17 protein-coding genes are annotated in these 17,324 nt (G+C 58.8%); 2 read left to right on the forward strand and 15 right to left on the reverse strand.

Translation table 11 applies throughout. From position 1 onward, the window contains the following. Positions 1-92: 92 nt before the first annotated feature. From RWJ89_RS00370 to RWJ89_RS00385, 4 genes are all read right to left on the reverse strand, one after another. Positions 93-959: a DMT family transporter gene (locus RWJ89_RS00370; RefSeq protein ID WP_316030396.1), complete on the reverse strand. Its 867-nt coding sequence runs from the start codon at positions 957-959 to the stop codon at positions 93-95. Between the two features lie 272 nt (positions 960-1,231). Further along, positions 1,232-1,513, reverse strand: coding sequence for a hypothetical protein (locus tag RWJ89_RS00375; protein WP_025397396.1), 282 nt, complete (start codon positions 1,511-1,513; stop codon positions 1,232-1,234). Between the two features lie 172 nt (positions 1,514-1,685). Then, entirely contained in the window at positions 1,686-2,150 is a 465-nt protein-coding gene (locus RWJ89_RS00380) for an NUDIX domain-containing protein (RefSeq protein WP_316030397.1), read from the reverse strand. Between the two features lie 24 nt (positions 2,151-2,174). After that, positions 2,175-2,342, reverse strand: a complete 168-nt coding sequence (locus tag RWJ89_RS00385; protein WP_020046963.1) for a hypothetical protein — start codon at positions 2,340-2,342, stop codon at positions 2,175-2,177. Positions 2,343-2,577: 235 nt separating this feature from the next. Between RWJ89_RS00385 and RWJ89_RS00390 the strand changes: the two genes are divergently transcribed. After that, positions 2,578-3,258 carry a redoxin domain-containing protein gene (locus RWJ89_RS00390; RefSeq protein ID WP_222000435.1) on the forward strand — a complete coding sequence of 227 codons (681 nt, stop codon included), beginning with the start codon at positions 2,578-2,580 and terminating at the stop codon, positions 3,256-3,258. A gap of 94 nt (positions 3,259-3,352) precedes the next feature. Here the strand turns inward: RWJ89_RS00390 and RWJ89_RS00395 are convergent, their stop codons facing one another. From RWJ89_RS00395 to RWJ89_RS00435, 9 genes are all read right to left on the reverse strand, one after another. After that, complete coding sequence (locus tag RWJ89_RS00395; protein ID WP_222000460.1) at positions 3,353-4,423, reverse strand: ABC transporter ATP-binding protein; 1,071 nt, start codon at positions 4,421-4,423, stop codon at positions 3,353-3,355. A 67-nt stretch (positions 4,424-4,490) separates the two neighbouring features. Then, entirely contained in the window at positions 4,491-5,789 is a 1,299-nt protein-coding gene (locus tag RWJ89_RS00400) for a D-tagatose-bisphosphate aldolase, class II, non-catalytic subunit (RefSeq protein ID WP_222000434.1), read from the reverse strand. Continuing rightward, positions 5,786-6,739: an SIS domain-containing protein gene (locus RWJ89_RS00405; RefSeq protein WP_316030398.1), complete on the reverse strand. Its 954-nt coding sequence runs from the start codon at positions 6,737-6,739 to the stop codon at positions 5,786-5,788. The genes RWJ89_RS00400 and RWJ89_RS00405 overlap by 4 nt, the downstream gene beginning before the upstream one ends. An 11-nt stretch (positions 6,740-6,750) precedes the next feature. Then, positions 6,751-7,584, reverse strand: a complete 834-nt coding sequence (locus RWJ89_RS00410; RefSeq protein ID WP_316030543.1) for a carbohydrate ABC transporter permease — start codon at positions 7,582-7,584, stop codon at positions 6,751-6,753. A 23-nt stretch (positions 7,585-7,607) separates the two neighbouring features. Beyond that, positions 7,608-8,525, reverse strand: coding sequence for a carbohydrate ABC transporter permease (locus RWJ89_RS00415; protein WP_017956464.1), 918 nt, complete (start codon positions 8,523-8,525; stop codon positions 7,608-7,610). Continuing rightward, a complete protein-coding gene (locus RWJ89_RS00420; protein WP_316030399.1) occupies positions 8,522-9,778 on the reverse strand; it encodes an ABC transporter substrate-binding protein in 1,257 nt (418 codons plus the stop codon). Before RWJ89_RS00420 ends, RWJ89_RS00415 begins: the two co-directional genes overlap by 4 nt. Before the next feature lie 30 nt (positions 9,779-9,808). Continuing rightward, positions 9,809-10,768, reverse strand: coding sequence for an N-acetylglucosamine kinase (locus RWJ89_RS00425; protein WP_316030400.1), 960 nt, complete (start codon positions 10,766-10,768; stop codon positions 9,809-9,811). Then, on the reverse strand, positions 10,765-11,559 hold the full coding sequence (locus RWJ89_RS00430) for a DeoR/GlpR family DNA-binding transcription regulator (protein ID WP_168281467.1): 795 nt from the start codon (positions 11,557-11,559) through the stop codon (positions 10,765-10,767). The genes RWJ89_RS00425 and RWJ89_RS00430 overlap by 4 nt, the downstream gene beginning before the upstream one ends. Positions 11,560-11,746: 187 nt before the next feature. Beyond that, entirely contained in the window at positions 11,747-13,063 is a 1,317-nt protein-coding gene (locus tag RWJ89_RS00435; RefSeq protein WP_316030401.1) for an alpha-glucosidase/alpha-galactosidase, read from the reverse strand. A 99-nt stretch (positions 13,064-13,162) separates the two neighbouring features. Here RWJ89_RS00435 and RWJ89_RS00440 point away from each other — a divergent pair, with 99 nt between their 5' ends. Then, the gene (locus tag RWJ89_RS00440) at positions 13,163-14,029 is read left to right on the forward strand and encodes a helix-turn-helix domain-containing protein (protein WP_316030402.1); all 867 of its coding nucleotides are present in this window, start codon (positions 13,163-13,165) and stop codon (positions 14,027-14,029) included. Between the two features lie 117 nt (positions 14,030-14,146). Here RWJ89_RS00440 and RWJ89_RS00445 read toward each other — a convergent pair whose 3' ends face one another. Beyond that, on the reverse strand, positions 14,147-15,106 hold the full coding sequence (locus RWJ89_RS00445; RefSeq protein WP_168281461.1) for an HD-GYP domain-containing protein: 960 nt from the start codon (positions 15,104-15,106) through the stop codon (positions 14,147-14,149). 85 nt (positions 15,107-15,191) lie between these two features. After that, a complete protein-coding gene (locus tag RWJ89_RS00450; RefSeq protein WP_316029672.1) occupies positions 15,192-17,006 on the reverse strand; it encodes a putative bifunctional diguanylate cyclase/phosphodiesterase in 1,815 nt (604 codons plus the stop codon). Positions 17,007-17,324: the final 318 nt, after the last annotated feature.

Genomic DNA, 17,324 nt, shown 5'->3' on the forward strand with positions numbered 1-17,324 from the left:
CCCTCCGGCAACAGGCACGGCTCGACGACCGGCGTTATAACTGAAATATTAGTGCATCTAAAATTTTTGTGAACCCCAAAAATGATCAGGGCTTATCGCGGCGGTTTGCGTCGCCATGTCATGCCGCGGGTTCCGACAATGGCCGCGCCGATGATCACCGCCGCGCCGATCCACGTCTGTGCGGCCGGAACTTCCGAGAAAAATAAGAAGGCCATAAGGGCCACGACGGGCAGTCGGAGAAAGTCGAGCGGTGCCAGGACGCTCGCGGCCGCCATGCCGAAGGCGCGCGTGATCAGCGTCATGTTGAGAGCGCCGAGTGCCCCTTGCAGGGCAAGCAGTGCGAGTTGGTTCCAGGTCGGCATTGACCAGACCGGCAGCATGATGATCAGGCCTAGCGGCACCGTCGCTATCAGATTCCATGCAACCAGCCGGTCGGCACTATCCCTCAATGCCATCCGCCGCAGCATCAATTGGCTGGCCGCCGTCAAGACCGCTCCTGCCAGTGCAAAAAGCAGCCATTGGTCGAAACCGGACGCTCCGGGGCGAATGATGATCATGACGCCGATAAAACCTGCGACAATGCCGGCCACGCTGGAGATGCCGACATGTTCCTTGAGTACCAGCCACGCACCGAGAACGAGAAACATCGGCATGGTGAAATTGACCGCCGTGGCATCGGCGAGTGGCGCGTGCGCAAAGGCGACGAACAAAGCAACCAGTGAGGCAAGCTTCAGACCCGCACGCACGACATGCAGAACACGATAGGGAGAGGATTTCAGGTCGACGCGTGACACGATCCAGGGCGTGACGACAAGAAGCCCGAAAAATGACCGGAAAAAGCCGATCATCAATGGATGCACGTCGCCGGCCAGCAAACGAACGATGACCGCGTCGAGACTATTTAAGAAAGCGGCAGCCACCATCAAGCAGACAGCAAGGCCTGTGCGACCAGGCTGCATTACGCTTCTCCTGACCGAACAAAGGTGAACCCTGCTATATCGGCCACTCGACACGGCAGCGCATTGAACCGGAGATCCATTGGAAATAAAGCCTTCCTGGCGTGTCTGCTAATCTCCCGCTCCCGCGGTTTGCCGCAACGGAGACTACTCGTTCTCGCCAGGGGCCGGCGGCATCCGCTATTCCCCGGTACGGATCAACGGCTTTATCTCAATCCTTCAGCCGCCGTCCACACTGACAGAGCGCATTGCTGACGGGAGCGCCTCGCTCACTGTTAGTGGATCATTCCGTTCGTCTTCGCCCGGTTCGAGAACTGGTGGACCAGCATGATGCCCTGCTCAAGGAGCAACTCGGCCGCCTGCAGATCGCGGGGCGTCATGTCCCCGGATAGTCCGCGAATCGTATTGGCGACGCAGATGGAGTTGGCGACGAAGCGGGTGTCGCCCTCACCTTCCGCCTCCTCGGCCGTTGCTTCCAAGGCATCGGCGACGGTGTCGAGCAGGCTCGAGCGTTCGACAAGCGTCATGTCGTTCAGGGTTTTGGAAATGCCGTTCATGATTGTCTCCTCGCGCGTGCTCAAGGCGGATCGCAGCTCGATTTCTCGATTTCAGTCATATGGCGGTGACTGTCAGATAGGATGGCTGTCTTCAGAAGCAACTCATGGCTGCCGCGCACCTCATGCATGGGTGCAGCGAAATGACGCGGCTCAATCAATCATTTCGGGCCGATCATTCCAGATGCGTCAGGAGGTCGGCAAGCATCGGTCGCTGCCCTTTCAACAGCTTTATGGCCGCTTCGCGTAGGGAAAACCAACCCGCACGATCGACCTCTGGAAAGCTCGTTAGCCGGCCTGACCGTGGTGGCCATTCTATTTCAAATTTGGAACTCCGTATCGCTTTCAGGTCCAGTACCGGATCGGCTTCGATCGACCACGCGACGACTATTTTACCGCCGGGTTGTCGGTATTCGCCCAATGGTTTGAACCTGCCATCGACTGGGACACCCAGCTCCTCGGCAGTCTCCCTGATTGCGGCCGCGAGCTCATCTTCGCCGGTCTCGATCAGCCCCTTGGGGATCGACCATGCAGCCTCATCTTTCCTAGCCCAGAAAGGACCGCCCGGATGGACGAGAAGGACTTCGTAGTCCTTGCAAATGCGCCGGTGGATGAGAAGTCCGGCGCTGCGAATGACCATCGCGTTGTGCCCTTCTTGTATCGATCACGAGGCCAGGCACTCCTCACAGATGCCGCACCCGTCGTCGTCCATCCACTGACGCCGCCGCTTGCAGCAAAGGCATGCACGACTATCCGGCTGCTCTTTTGCGTCTTCCGGAGGAATGATCTCGATCGTCGAGTCGAATGGAGTATCAGCCTCAAGTTCCGCCATCTCGTTGCTCCATTAGCCTGCTCTAAATAAAGATAGGTACGGCTATCGATACCGGCAAGCTCTCGACGACGGCAGGCGGCTCAATGAAAGGGTCAGCTTCGACGCCGGTCGGAGCGGCAATGGCTTACCGAATCACATTCGGCGATCTTAGCAGCGAACGCTGGGCCTCCTTGCGACAAGTGATATAGTTAAATTTCGGTCGTCCACCTGGACCATACGACAAAGGAATTATTCCATGGGAGACCAGAATCGCCCGCTGCAACCAGGAGAAACCGCCCCCGCCTTCGCACTCGCCACCGCCAACTTCGACGGAACGGTCTCATTCGCCGATTTGAGCGGTCGCCCGTTCCTGATCGGGTTCTTTCGCGGGCTGCACTGCCCGTTCTGTCGGCGCCAGGTCGAACAGCTTGCTGGCATGCAGCCCACCCTGCGCGCCTCCGGAGTAGAGACCGTGGCCGTTATCAACACACCGGTAGAACGCGCTCGCCTGTATTTCCGCCACCGTCCGACGCCAGTAACGCTGCTATGCGATCCCGACTGCCACACACATCGGGCCTATGGTGTGCCCCATGCTGAGTTCCTGCCCGATGGGAGCAGCAAGCAGCCCGAATGGCCTTATAGCGCGACGATGGCGCAGTTCCAGGCGGCGCGCATCAACCCCACGGGCGAGTTGCCGGAAGTGCTACAGCCGATGGAAGCCAATACGATACTCAACGCCAAGGACCGCTTCGAGCTTGATGAAGCCGATATGGCGATCTTCTCGAACCACGCCACCCAGCTCGTCGGGCACTTCCTGGTCAATGCGAACGGCACCATCGCCTGGTCGCAAATTGAGGCGCTGGACGGACCAAACAGTCTTTGCATCTTCCCGACTGCGGCGGAGATCATCGCCGCCGCCGGCAGCCTTGAACGCTGACTTTCAGCCAAACATTGGCCAGCGTTGGCGAACTCGTCTCCGACCTGTCATTAGTTTGACCTCCGCGTTCCGCCAGTCCGAAAAAATAGTCATGTTAGACAGACTTCAACCGTTGTTCGGTTTTTGCGTCGAACAGATGCAGTTTGCTGAGGTCTGGGCTAATGACGATTTGGTCGCCGGCGCGGAGATCAAGGCGCTCTCTCACCGTCGCAACGAGGTGATCCGCACCAAACTTCGTGGTGACCTGGATCTCAGCACCAGTGGGCTCGACGAGGACAACCTCAGCGGCAACGGGACCTTGTCCGATTGTAAGATGCTCAGGGCGAATGCCGTAGATAAGCTGTGCGCCGCGTTCCAATGGCGCTGCTTCGGGCAGCGGCAGCCTACCTCCGCCGTCCGCGATCAACTCCAGCGGCCCCGAAGTGCTGACCTGGCCTCGAATAAGGTTCATCGCCGGCGAGCCGATGAAGCCCGCCACGAAAAGGTTTGCCGGCCGGTCGTAGAGATCGAGTGGCGAGCCTATCTGCTCGACGAAGCCGTCCCGCATCACAACAATCCGATCGGCCATCGTCATGGCCTCGATCTGATCGTGGGTGACGTAAATGGTCGTTGTCTTCAGTCGCTGGTGCAGTTGCTTGATTTCCGAACGCATCTGCACACGCAGCTTCGCGTCCAGGTTCGACAATGGTTCGTCAAACAGGAAGACCTGCGGATTTCTAACGATGGCACGGCCCATCGCCACACGTTGACGTTGGCCACCCGACAGGTTTTTCGGATATCTGTCGAGCAGATGCCCGAGCCCCAGAATTTCAGCGGCCTCCCGAACACGTTGCCTGGTCTGTTCCTTTGGGGCTTTCGCCAGCTTCAGCGAAAAACCCATATTCGCCTCGACTGTCAGATGGGGGTAGAGCGCGTAGGATTGGAAAACCATCGCGATATCGCGTTCTTTTGGCGCGACATTGTTCACGACCTTGCTGCCGATCGATATCCGGCCGGCTGAAATCTCTTCGAGGCCGGCGATCATCCGCAACAATGTCGACTTCCCGCACCCGGACGGACCGACCAGGATCACGAATTCGCCGTCTTGGATATCAATATCCACTCCATGCAGAACTTCGAAGTGACCGTAGCTCTTGCGGGCATTCGCCACATTTACTGACGCCATAACTTTCTCCGGCTGAATGTTGGTATCTTCGGGACGCAGCCGCTCGTCTGACACGGCTGTCGATTGCTCATCGGCTTGCCGTGGCGGCTGAATAAGGCGCCAGTACCGCGTCGATCGCAGCAAGGCAGAGTTCGCGGGCCTTCGGAGCGACCCGCTTTGAAACCACGTCGGAATAGAGTCGGCCGAGATATTGGCTGATCAGAGTTTCGGGAATTTCATCGGGGAGCCGGCTGAACAATTCGCCGACCGCGGCGGATGCGCGGGGATCCGGCCAGTAATAGCGAATTCGATCACTATAGCTGAAATGCCGTTGCAGTCGCTCCTCATCGGGACTGCCGCCATAATGGGCCGCCCAGCTTGCCGGTTGTTCGACCATGATTTTTTCCATGGTCCTCACCAGTCCGGCTCGTGGCGTCCTCCCTGTAAGCACGTCAGCAATCGCATCGAGGCCGTACAGCGCTTCGCGCAGCGCGAAAGTCAGCCCTGGTCCGACCTTGAGGATCGCAAAGCCGCCGTCGACGAGAGCAGATAGCGCTTCGGCCGGCTGGTAGTCGGTGGAATGTGCTTCGAAAACCAAGCCCGGCATGTCGTCCAGCGAACGAATGAGGCTCGTGGCCCGTTCAGGCTTGTAGAGCGCCACGTCGGTATTGCCAAATTCCACGCCCGGCTGAACCACGATCCCAATGACCCGCTCCATCGCCGGCGCCAAACCTGCTTCGGCAAACGACGCCCGGTGAGCCGCCAGCGTTTTCATCGCCGCATCGGCCCGGGTAATTTCGATGTCTTCGAGTGCGTGCGTTGCACCACCTGGAGGCGGCACCTCGGTTCCGATGATATAGACCGGCGGAGGGCGGCCTGAACGAAGAGCGGCCTCCTCAGCGGCCTTTGCCAATCGAGCGGCCCGCGCCGCAGTCAATTCGTCATCGAGCGCCGCTGGTTCACCGGCACAGCCCATCGACGCGTCCAGGTGAATCTTTTCGAACCCTGCCTCGACATAGGCCGTCACCATAGCCGCGGCGCGCAGCATTGCCTCCTCGGCCGCCAGTTTTCTCCAGGGGTTGGGGCCGAGGTGATCGCCTCCGAGGATGATGCGTTCGGCTGGAAAGTCAGCCGCTGCGGCGATGTCCTCGATGAACCGGCGAAAGTCCGCCGGCGTCATCGCGGTATAGCCGCCCTCCTGATTGACCTGATTGCAGGTGGCTTCGATGAGGACCGCCCGGTGCTCCATGCCGGCACGCCGAAGGGCTGCCTCGATGACCAGCGGATGCGCCGAGCAGACCGAAGTGACGCCATGGGGAAAAGGCAGGTTTCGGGCACCGAAAAGCTTTCGCAGCGCGGTCTGGCGGTTTTCTTCGATCGACGTCATGCGAGCGTTACAACCTTCGTCAGGTGACGAGGAGAGACCGTGTCGATTTGCCGGGCCTGCGCGGCGCGTTCGCCGAGGACCTGCAGCGCCGGAAGGACAACGAGGCCCGCAAGCGACAGATCGACATCGACGGCGAGTTCCAGATCGCCTGGACCACCCACACCAATGACGACCGCGCCTTTTTCTCTCAGTTCTCCCACCAGTTTCGTCTCCGCCTCCCTCTGGTCGGAGCTGTACAGCATGACCGCAACCGTCTTTGCGTCAACGAGGCTGATCGGCCCATGACGGTATTCCAGCGGGTGGAAGGCCTGGGTCATGATCTGGCTCATTTCCATGAGCTTGAGCGCTCCCTCCAGCGCGATGCCGAAGAGCGGCCCGCCACCGAGAAAGACGAAGTGCGACCGGTCGGCGATAATTCCAGGAAGCGCCGCATCGAGAGCGCTCGCGAGCTGGCGGGCGGAATTCACGACCGAGGCAGGAACCTTCTGCCCGATCATCTGCAAACCGAGAAGGACCATGAGGCTCGCCGATACCGTCATGACGATACCTTCGTCGGGATGAGTTTCGGCAGCGACCATCCGATCGCAATTTTTCGCGAGAGAGCTTTCCGGTTCGACGGTGATCGCCGTCACGAAGGCGCCGGCGGCGCGGCTTGCCTTTGCTGCGGCGACTGTCTCTGTCGTCTCGCCGCTCCGGGAAAGTGCGACGACGTGCGTGTTGCGCCACTCCGGCCAGAAGGCCGAGGGGCGTTTTTGCCATTCGGCACCGGGCACCGCGATTGCCTTGCGTCCGGCCATATTGGCATAGGCTGCCAGCGAGAGTGCAAGATTGAAGGAGGTGCCGCAACCGACGAAGACGAGCAGCTCCGCGCGGTCGTCGGCAGAATTCAATTCAATGGCCTTCTCCCAATAGGGAAATTGCTCGAAAATAACCTTTTCGGTCGTGCTCATGAAGTCTCCGATTATTTGACGGAACCGGCCAACAGGCCGCTGACGAGGTAATGGTTGAGAAAAATGACGACGAGGGCGGGGATGACGATCGCGATCGAGCCACTCGCTGTGATGAGGCCGTAGTCGATGAAGTTCTTCGTTACGAATTCCGGAATCAGAACCGTTAGCGGCTTCGTCGCCTGCGGCGAAAAAATGAGCGGTACGAGATACTGCCCCCAGGCACCCAGAAACGTGAGGATTGCCGCTGCCGTCAGACCCGGTCCGGCCAGCGGCAGGACGATGTTGAAGAAGATGTAGAGCCGGCCCGCTCCGTCGAGTTGCGCCGCTTCCTCCAGTGCGATCGGAAGAGCTTCGAACACGCTCCGCAACAGCCAGAGCGACAGAGGCAGGAAGGCCGAGACATAGATCAGCGAAACACCCAGATAGGTATCGACGAGATGCAGCTTGATCATGATCTGATAGAGCGGGATCAAGACAGCGTAGGCAGGAATGGCCAGCGTCGCGACAACGGCGACAAAAAGCGCTTTCCGGCCGGGAAACTGAAGCCTGGTGAACGCGTAAGCCCCCAGAGAGGATATCGCGACGCAAAGCAGCGTGGCAGCGATTGAGGTCACCACGCTGTTGAGCAATGCGGCCCGGAACTGTTTGAACACGTCCACACCCCCGATCCGCGCAATATTGATGCCGAGCAGCCGGGAGTAGTGATCGAGCGTAAAGTGCTGCGGGAAGAAGTTGATCGGCCGGGTCGAAAAGTCTTCGCTGGGCGTAACCGAACTCGCAATGGTCCAGTAGATCGGCCCAAGAGACCAGATCAACAGGACGACGACACCGGCCCAAATCATCATTCGATAGGCAATAGTAGATCTCATCAGTCGAACCGTGTGTTGCGATAGACACGAAGGACGTAGACCAGCGAAATCAGCAGAGACACGAGAGTGATCACGACCGAAAGCGCCATGCCATACGAGAAGCGGAGATTCTGGAAGGTTTCGAGGTAGATCTGGACGAGCACCGGTCGGGTCTCGAGGCTGGCGCCCGCCAGAACCCAGGCCTCGTCGAAGAGATTGAAAGCGTTCACGGTTGCATTCGTCATGGCAACAGCGATCGCGCTGCGAACCAGCGGCAGGGTTACCCATCCGAACATCTGAACGCGCGTGGCCCCATCGATCCGCGCAGCCTCATAGAGATGAACAGGGATACTCTGCATCGCCGCAAGAACGATGACGATCGTCAAAGGCATCATGCGCCAGACATGGACGATCGTTACGGCGACGATTGCGCTGGTGCGATCGTTGAACCAGACGTGATTTTCGAAGGGGAGCCCGAGCGCTGAAAGAATGCCGTTCAACAGACCCGCGCCCGGTTGATAAATCCAAAGCCAAATGACCGAATTCACAACGCCGGGCAGCGCCCAGGGCAAGATCACCGCAGCGAGAACCCATTGCCGCCCGACCTTGATCTGATTGATGAGAGCGGCTGCAAGAACGCCGAACACGGTTTCGGCGGCGACAGCCAGAACAACATACATGAGCGTGTTGCTCCAGGCCGTCGCGAGCTGGCCATCCGACAGCATTCGGCTGTAGTTCTCAAGACCGACGAATGGCGTGCCGGCCTGCATGGGGTTGACCCTGTGCAGGCTGTCCCAGACGGTTCTTCCCATGGGGTAGAAGACCAAAGCTGCCATCGTGATAACGATGGGCGACACCAACAGCAAGCCGAGTGTGGCGTCGGCGTTGAAGCCGACCCCACGTTTGCTGGTGGCCCCTTCGGACGCCAAAGCGGTCATTGCGCCATCGCCTGCTTGGCGGCGGAAGCGATAGCCTCCATCGCCTGGTCGACGCTCATCTGTCCCTTGGCAGCGCTATTGATCGCTGTGTTTACGCCGCTGGAAAATTGCGGGTACCAAGGCGGCGTGCCCTGCGGGAACAGCGGCTCAACCGTCTTCGACTGCGCCACGAGAGCGTCGCCGCTGTTCAGCTTTCCGGACTCGTTGAGTTCGGAAAGCGCCGACGTGCGTGTCGGCAGGAAGCCGTTCACGGCATTCTTCTTCTGGAAGTCCTTGCTGGTAAACCATTTGACGAAGGCGATCGCCGCCTCCTTGTTGGGAGAGACGTTTGGAATAGCCAGCGCTTCCGGAAGGCCGAAGCTGCGCGTTTCACCGCTAGCCGTCGGCACGAGGATCGCCTCTACCTGGCCGGCGCCTTTCGACTGCTTGGGGTCGTTCATCTGGCCAAGGCGACCAGGCTCACCGGAGATCATGATGCTGGTGATGCCCTGGGCGAACATGCTCTCGTTGATCTGGCTGTCCTTCAAGCCGGTAGAAGCCGGATCGACCAGCCCTTCCTTGAGAAGCATCAATTCGAAAGCAAGCGCCTTGTAACCAGCCGAATCCGGCGAGGTGAAAAGCGGATTGAAGTCGTTGTCGAAGAGTTCGCCACCGAAGGCCTTCGTCAGCAGGTACCAGCTTGTCGACGCGCCTTCGGTTGCCGAAACCGGCAGGCCGATCGGATATTCGACAATGCCTTTTTCCTTGATCTTCTTGGCTGCAGCGACCAGGGCGTCCAATGTTTTCGGCATCTCGGTGATGCCTGCATCCGTGAAATGCTTCTTGTTGACGAGCATCACCCGGAAGTCGTTGGTGTAGGGAATTCCCAATAATTTGCCGTCGACCGTGAAGATCTTGGCAACGCCGATATCTTTCACCGTATCGGCGTCGATCACGTCGTTGAGCGGCATATACCAACCGGCCGCGCTGAACTGACCGGTCCAGGACCAATCGAATTCGGTCACATCCGCTGGCGCTGTACCGGCAACCAAGGCTGTCACCAGCTTCGGGCGGATGTCGTCCCACGACAGAGTCTGCAGGTCGACGTGAATGCCGGTTTCGGCCTCGAAGTCAGCGGCGATGTTCGGTCCCTGCGGCGATGGCATGAGCACCGTGATCGACTGACCGGCAAGCGGCTTGGCGTCCTGGCCAAGAGCCGGTGCGGCGATTGCCAAGGCCGCCGATGCAAGTAGAGGCAAGATCAATTTATGCATGTTCCCATCCTTCATTATTCTTGAGCTCAACTACTGGGATGCGCAGTCACCGCCTTCGGCCGTGGCCACGATTTGCCCGAACCAGCCGTCGTCTAACGGCCAGTCGAGAAGTTGGGCGGCAGCCAGGAGCGCGCCGCCAATCGGGGGAAGTTTCGGCAAAGCCGGAGGCCTGCCAATTCGCCGTTCAAGCGCCTCCAAAAGAAGCCGGCTCGAAAAAGTACCGCCGGCATAGGTCCAGTCGGCATCCGGATCACAATGGCCGGCAATTGCGACATGATGCTTCGCGAGCTCATCGGCGGCCTGCTCGATCAACCCGACCGCCCCTTTATCGCCGCCAAGTGCGACCTGATCGACGAGGATCGAAATTGCCGCAATGTCCGCCCGTGGGTTCACCAGGGAGCTGGCCCAATCGCCGAGCCCATTCATCGGATTGCTCAAGTCGATCCGAAGGTGGTCAAACAGGGCCTTTGCGAGAGCGGTTGCCGGAGCACGCCCGTCCAAGCTTTGGCTGACGAGATTGAGCGCCCTCTGCCCGATCCAATGGCTGCTGCCCTCGTCACCGATGAGATCTCCCCAGCCGCCGGTGCGCGCCGACCGGCCTTTGGAATTACGCGCCCATGCCATTGAACCCGTGCCGGAAAGAATGAGGATGCCCGGCTCGCCCGCAAAAGCACCGAGGTGCGCTGCGTCCACATCGTTGAGGACGCGCCGAGGGACGTTTGGGAACAGGCGCTCGATCGCATCGCGTTGTAGAGCCGACAGGCGCTCAACCTCGCCGTAGGCGGGCAGCGCTGCGGCGACGGCCGCCAGATTTCCTTCATCGCGAAAGGGAAGGAGATGCTGCTCCAGCTCATGGAGCCAATTCGGATTGTCCATGGGATTGACGCCATGGCCGCGGGAACGCCGCAATATCCGGCCACGCTTGTCCGCGAGGGCAACCAGCACCTTGCTTCCGCCACCATCGATGCCGAGGATCAGCGCGTCGCTCACTCTTTCGCCCTCAGATCCGCGATTGTTGCGTCGACGCCGAAGTTGACAAGCTCGTCACGCCAATGCCGCGAAAGCCCGGAATCGGTAATGACTTTCGCGGTGTCCAGCGGCGCGACCTTGTAGGTCGCGGTGGTTCCGAATTTCGAGGAATCGGCCAGGACGAAACGATTGGCCGACCGAGCCAGCATGCGCCGGTTGAGGCTCGCTTCCGCACTGTCCACGCTGTAGATCGCGCCGTCGGAGCTGATGGCGCTGGCGCCAAGAAAGAGCTGGTCGAACCATAATGTTTCCAGCATTGCCTCCGCCTGAGGTCCGACAAGCGACGCATTCTCGCTGCGCAGCTGACCGCCGAGAAGCACCACTTCCAAATTCGGAATATTCAGGAATTCCTGCGCTACCGTCAGGCCGTTGGTGAATATCCTGAGCGGCATGGGGTTGATGCGAATGAGGCGCGCAAGCTGCAGGACGGTGGTTCCCGCGTCGAGAAAGATTGCCGTACGCGGATGAAGCAGGTCGTAGGCCGCGGTGGCAATTGCCCGTTTGGCCGATAGATGGCGCTTTTCGCGCTCCTGAAATGCAACCTCAACCGACGATCCTTCGGCAATGCGCGCTCCGCCATGCACGCGATCAATGGCGCCCTCCTGCTCAAGGATCTGCAAGTCTCTACGAACCGTGGCAAGCGATGCTCCGATCGCATCGGCAAGCGCCTGAATGGTCGAAAAGCCGTTCGCGTAGAGGTGGCTGCGAATGGCATCCAGTCGATCGACCTTCATTCCAACTGCCTGGCTCAACGAAAACCTCCCTCACGGCCAATCCCAATTTCGATCATGATTCCATTTCAAATAATCAGTGTCAATCAATTTTATGACGTTTTGTGATTAATTGGATGGCCCTGGAATGAAAAAACGCGCCGTGAATTCGCGGCGCGTCTAAACGAATGAACTGCCATGCGTTTGTGGCTGGCTTACCCGCGGGATCTCACTGATATCTCGGCAGCAAATCGCCATGTGCGACGATCAGGTCGTCGACAAGGTTCCAGATTTGGTCTGGCGACAATTCCGCGGACGTATGCGGATCGAGCAGAGCGGCCTGGTAGATGCGCGCGCGGTTTTTTGTAAGAGCCGCCTCGACCGTCAACTGCTGAACGGAAACGCTCAAGTTCATGACGGCGGAAAGCTGAGAGGGGATCCGACCGACCCGGACCGGCTGAATTCCGTTTCTGTCGACATGGCAAGGCACTTCCACGATGCATTCATCGGGCAGATTCTCGATCAGGCCGTTGTTTGGGACATTGCCGTATATCAGCGCCGGGTTGCCGGTTACCGCGGCGTGAATGATGCCGGCCGCGTATTCGTTGCTGCGGCACACCTCGATCGGCTCGTCGCCTTCCAGTTCCTTGCGAAGGGCATGCCACTCTTTGATCTGCACCTCGCAGCGCCGGATGTATTCGTCCAACGGAATATTGAGCTGATCGATCAGATCCCCTCGTCCCTCCTTGATGTACCAGGAGGTATACTCGGAGAAATGCTCGCTGGATTCGGTGACGAAGTGGCCGAGCCGTTTGAGAACATCGAACCGCACCCGATCGTCCGGCGGAACGCGGCCATCGGCGGCGAGAGCGTTCAGTCTCGGATAAAGGTCTTCCCGCCGTCCGTCGCTATGAATTTTCTCATATTTCAGGAAGAAGGCGACGTGGTTGATCCCAGCCGAAACATAGTTCACGTCGGCAATGTCCTCGCCGAGGCATTGCGCGAGATGCCCGGCTGTGTGCTGCACACTGTGACACAAGCCGACGGTGCGGATTTCCGGGGCCAGATCCTTGATCGCCCAGCAGTTGATGGCCATCGGGTTGACGTACTGCATCAGAAGAGCCTGCGGGCAGACCTCCTGCATGTCTCGGCAGATCGCCTCAAGGACTGGTATCGTCCGCAAACCGCGGAAAATGCCGCCGATGCCAAGGGTGTCGGCGATCGTCTGACGCAAACCATATTTTTTTGGAATGTCGAAGTCCGTGACGGTCGCCGGTTTGTAGCCACCGACCTGCATCATGAGGATCACGAAATCGGAACCGCGCAGCGCTTCCCGCCGGTCGAGCGTGGCGTCGATCCTGACGTTTGAAAGCTTAAGCGACTCGCAGATCCGGCGAGCGACGATCTCTGATGTCTTCAGTCGCTCTGGATCGATATCGAAGAGGCTGATGACGTAGTCGCCGCCTCTCTGCGAGGACAGGACATCTCGCAGAATGTTCTGTGCAAAAACGGTGCTACCAGCGCCTACCAGGCAAATCTTCGGCATTGCAATCTCCCTATCGGTTGTGATTGCTTAGTGCTCCTTCTAGGTCAGAATTTCCTCCCGGCATCGGCCTATTAATTCCGGAATTCGAGTCTTGGACGCATGAAACATACCCAAAGCCGCGGCGAATGGATTGGCTCCCGAGGGGAGTTCCTGATCGAGCGTCACATCGCTGATGCGATGGCCGCACCGCATTGGCACGACCACGTTGAATTAAACCTGCTGATGGCAGGTCAGATGACCTACCTTTTCAATGGAAGGCGGGAACAGGTTGAGGCCGGCCGCCTAGTTCTATTCTGGGCCGCGATTCCCCATCAGACGATCGCTGTTGCCGAAAACGCGCCGCTCGTATGCCTCTATCTTCCCCTTGTCGATTTTCTGGGTCTGCCGGTGGACAGAAAGGCAAGGCAGTCGATCATGCAGGGGAGATTTCTGGCGCAGGGAAATCAGGAAACGATGGATGCTTTGACCCTCCCACGATGGGAAAAGGAATGGCAGGGCGGCAGTGCGGCCAGACGGAAATTGGTCGTGGAGGAAGCGCGACTGCGAATACGACGTCTGATTCTGGACAATGCTGAAAGCGACAATTCGCCAACACATGTCTCTCCGACATCGTTGGCCGGCCACGCGGTGCGCCACGTCGAGCTGCTGATCGACCTCATCAATTCCCGCTACGCTGATCCGGTGAGCGTAGCCGATCTCGCAAAACTCGCGGGCATGCATCCAAGCACCGCCAACAGCGCTTTCCGAAAGGTTTTGGGAATATCAGTCAACGAATACCTGACCCGACATCGGATTGCCCGCGCGATGCAGCTGCTGACGGACACGGACGATCCGGTCCTGCAGATCGGTTTTGACTGCGGGTTTGGCTCCAGCAGTCGCTTTTACGAGATTTTCAAGGAGCGAACCGGTACGACCCCCCGTCATTTCCGGGAAGCGGTAAACTCCAAGAACACTCCGGCGCCTTGATGGGATTCAAACCGGCGAGGAGAGATCGCTCTTTTGACCCTGGCCTCCGCTGCCGAAATAACGCCGATCCGGAGCAGAGTTGCAGCCGATACGATGCGCCTTACGGCAAAAACCGCTTTAGTGGAGCGTGCCGCTGATCACCATTTTTGACACGAATGCGGAAAGAAGCTGGCTATCGAAATGGCCCGGCGAATTCATCATCATGTTGATCGCCTCTGCTTGCGAGAAGGCGCGCTTATACGGCCTGATCGTGGTCAGCGCTTCGTAAACGTCACAAATCGCCGCAAGCCGGGCGACGTAAGGGATCTTCTTTCCGACGAGCCGGCCAGGATAGCCCGAGCCATCGAATTTTTCGTGGTGGTAGCGACAAATGTCGAGCACCGGCTTCGGGACATGCGCGACATGGGAAACCAGCTCATATCCCCGCTGAGGATGCCCTCGGACAAGATCCATTTCCTCGGCCGTCAGCTTGCCGGGTTTCGTTAAAATTTCGTCCGGCAGCGCCATTTTTCCAAGATCGTGAACCAGTCCGCCCAATCCCAGGACCCGTACCTCCTCTTCTCCATGACCGAGGCTGCGCCCTAGGGTGATCATCAATGCACTAACCGCCAGCGAGTGGAGGAACGTCAGCTCATCCTTTTCCTTCAGCTTTGCGACTGCGATCAGCGCACCGGCATTGTCGAAGGCTGCCGACATGATCCGCTCCACGGCTGCGCTTGCCACATCACTGGCGAACGCGGCTTTGATCCTGGCGTGGGCAAGCATTTGACGGATCTGCGGTCTTGTATCCTCGACGCACTCCCTTGCCTGCTTGATATCCTTGGCCGAAAACACGGCACGAAGCTCGGCGTCAAACGCAGCCCGGTCGATATCCTGTGGTGCACCCGCGTCGACATCCGCGCCTTTTCCGACGTCGATAACGACAGTCATCAGGCGGTTTGCCATCAAACTCTCGACCTGACCGGCGGCCGAGATCAGGAAAGGCTTGAACCGGCGTGTCCTGTCTTCTCCCTCAATTTCGACGTCCTCGACATACATTCCTACCCGCAGCTGGCTGACATGTATCCGTTTTCGCATCTCTGATCCGTTCAAAAATAGTCTTGGTACTCAAGCGTTGTCTCAGGTATCCGGTGCCGGCCCGAGCGCGAAAACCTCGCTCAGGCTATAGGGCTCCGGCACGGGTCTTGTCTTGGTTGAGCCGTTGTCCATGCTGCTCTAAAATGGCCGCGGCAACCGTTCGATCGACTGCTTTCGAAAACAGATAGCCTTGTCCGAGCTTGCAGCCCAGCCTGCTCAATTGAGCAGCTTGGGGTTCTGTTTCAATCCCCTCCGCGACGACCCGGATTCCGAGCTTGCGAGCTATTCCGATCAGGCCCTCGACGATGAAGGTCCCAGCATCGCCCGGCACCATTCGGTCGATGAAGGATTTGTCGATCTTGATAATGTCGACCGGCACCGTCAGCAGATGGGTCAAAGACGCGTAGCCCGTGCCAAAGTCGTCGAGGGCAACCCGCAAGCCCTTGGACCGAAGAGCCTTTATCTCGTCCGCTACGACATAGTCCCGTTGCCCGAGATAAACCGATTCCGTCACTTCGAGGATGATGTGCTTGAGAGGAACCTCTGCTTCCCCGAAAATTCGGCACAGCCTGTCTTGCAGATTACCGCCGCGAAAATCTGCGGCGGACAGGTTGATGCCGACATGCTGGAGAGGAAGGCCTCGGGCGAGCCAGCTGCGGATGTCTCTCGCGACCCTCAGCAACATCCGTTGGGTCAGCTCAGCAGCAATATGCGCGTCTTTCGTCGCCTCATGGAAATGCGCTGCAGCTATGATTTCGCCGGAAGGCGTGGTCATTCGACATAAGGCTTCGAAACCTACAATTTCCCGTGTATCGAGGCGCAAGATCGGTTGGTAATGCGCATCGATCCGATCGTCTTCCAGGGCGACACCCACATCGCGAACCGCCCTGAAGCGTCTGGTCAGGGCGGTGCCCAGGCCGGGATAGTGTTGCACGTAGCGGCCGCGATTGTGTTCTTTCGCATGATAGAGCGCCACATCGGCGTTCTGACGGATCTGGTCAGGGTTTGTTTCCGTCTCCGCCAACGCGCCGCCAATCGTGGCGGCGGGAAAGACGACATGACCGTCGCACGTTGAAGGAGAAGACAGTGCTTTGAGGATGTCGGATGCTCTCGCATTCAGATCAAGGTCTTTGTCGTCCGACACAATGACAGCAAACTCATCTCCACCAAGCCTAAACGTGTTTTTGGCGCCTGCTGTTGCGGCGATCCGGTCTGCGACCACTTGAATCAATGCGTCGCCGGCTGCGTGCCCGAACGTGTCGTTCACGAGTTTCAAGTTGTCGATGTCAACAAGCAGGATGCCCCAGGCGCGCCGGGATCGAGGCAGATCTTCGGCGAGAAGCTGGTTGAAACGAGCGCGATTCGACAGTCCCGTCATGGCGTCGCTATATGTCAGCCGCTGACGTTCCATCACCCGCTCTTCGCGATCGATGGCGATTGTGCAGAGATGGACACAAGCCTCGACGAGGTCCCGTTCGAGGGCCTTTGGACCACGGTGGTCTCGATAGTAGAAGGCGAAGCTACCAATCACCCGCTCGCCACGCTTGATCGGGCTGGACCAGCAAGCCTTAAACCCCAGCGGAAGGACCAGGGATTTGAAGTCCTGCCAACGAGGATCGGTCTCGATATCGGTGACAACGACCGCTTCTCCGAAATGGGCAGCGGCGCCACAGGAGCCCGCAAGAGGACCGGCTTCAAGATTGTCAACGGCCGCTGAATAATCAGGCGGAAGGGAGGGTGCAGCAAGTGTGTGAAGACGGCTCCCGTCGAACGTCAGCACCGAAGCGATGATCCCAGGAACGGCGGCCTCAACCTTGAGGCAAAGTTGCTCGATCGTTGCTGCCAGCGGTTCCCCTTTGGCAATCATTTCCAGAATGGCATTCTGCAACTCAAGGATCATGACGTCACTTCCCGGAAGGAGACTCTCCGTACCAAACCGACTTTCAAATCAGGTTACGCCGTTGATTACATTTTGATCGAATGAACGCACCTCGCGGGCCATCAGCGACCGAGCCTCGAAGCGGAGTTAGAAAGTCCAGACCCGAGGCAGGGTCGATCGGCTCACGCAGGCCTTGAATAATCGATCGTGGGACTCATCTCCTTTTGCTCGTGGAACAGCCGTTCCGGGCTGTGAACGGGTGTGATGCCCTGATTGGCGCCTGCCCGGCGCGCCTCTGATTGGCAGGGCTTGGCCCTGTTGCGTTCTCAGCTGTCTCCT

Origin of the sequence: Rhizobium sp. 10PS4 (genome assembly GCF_032464805.1) — a bacterium.
In the GTDB taxonomy this organism is placed as follows: domain Bacteria; phylum Pseudomonadota; class Alphaproteobacteria; order Rhizobiales; family Rhizobiaceae; genus Rhizobium; species Rhizobium laguerreae.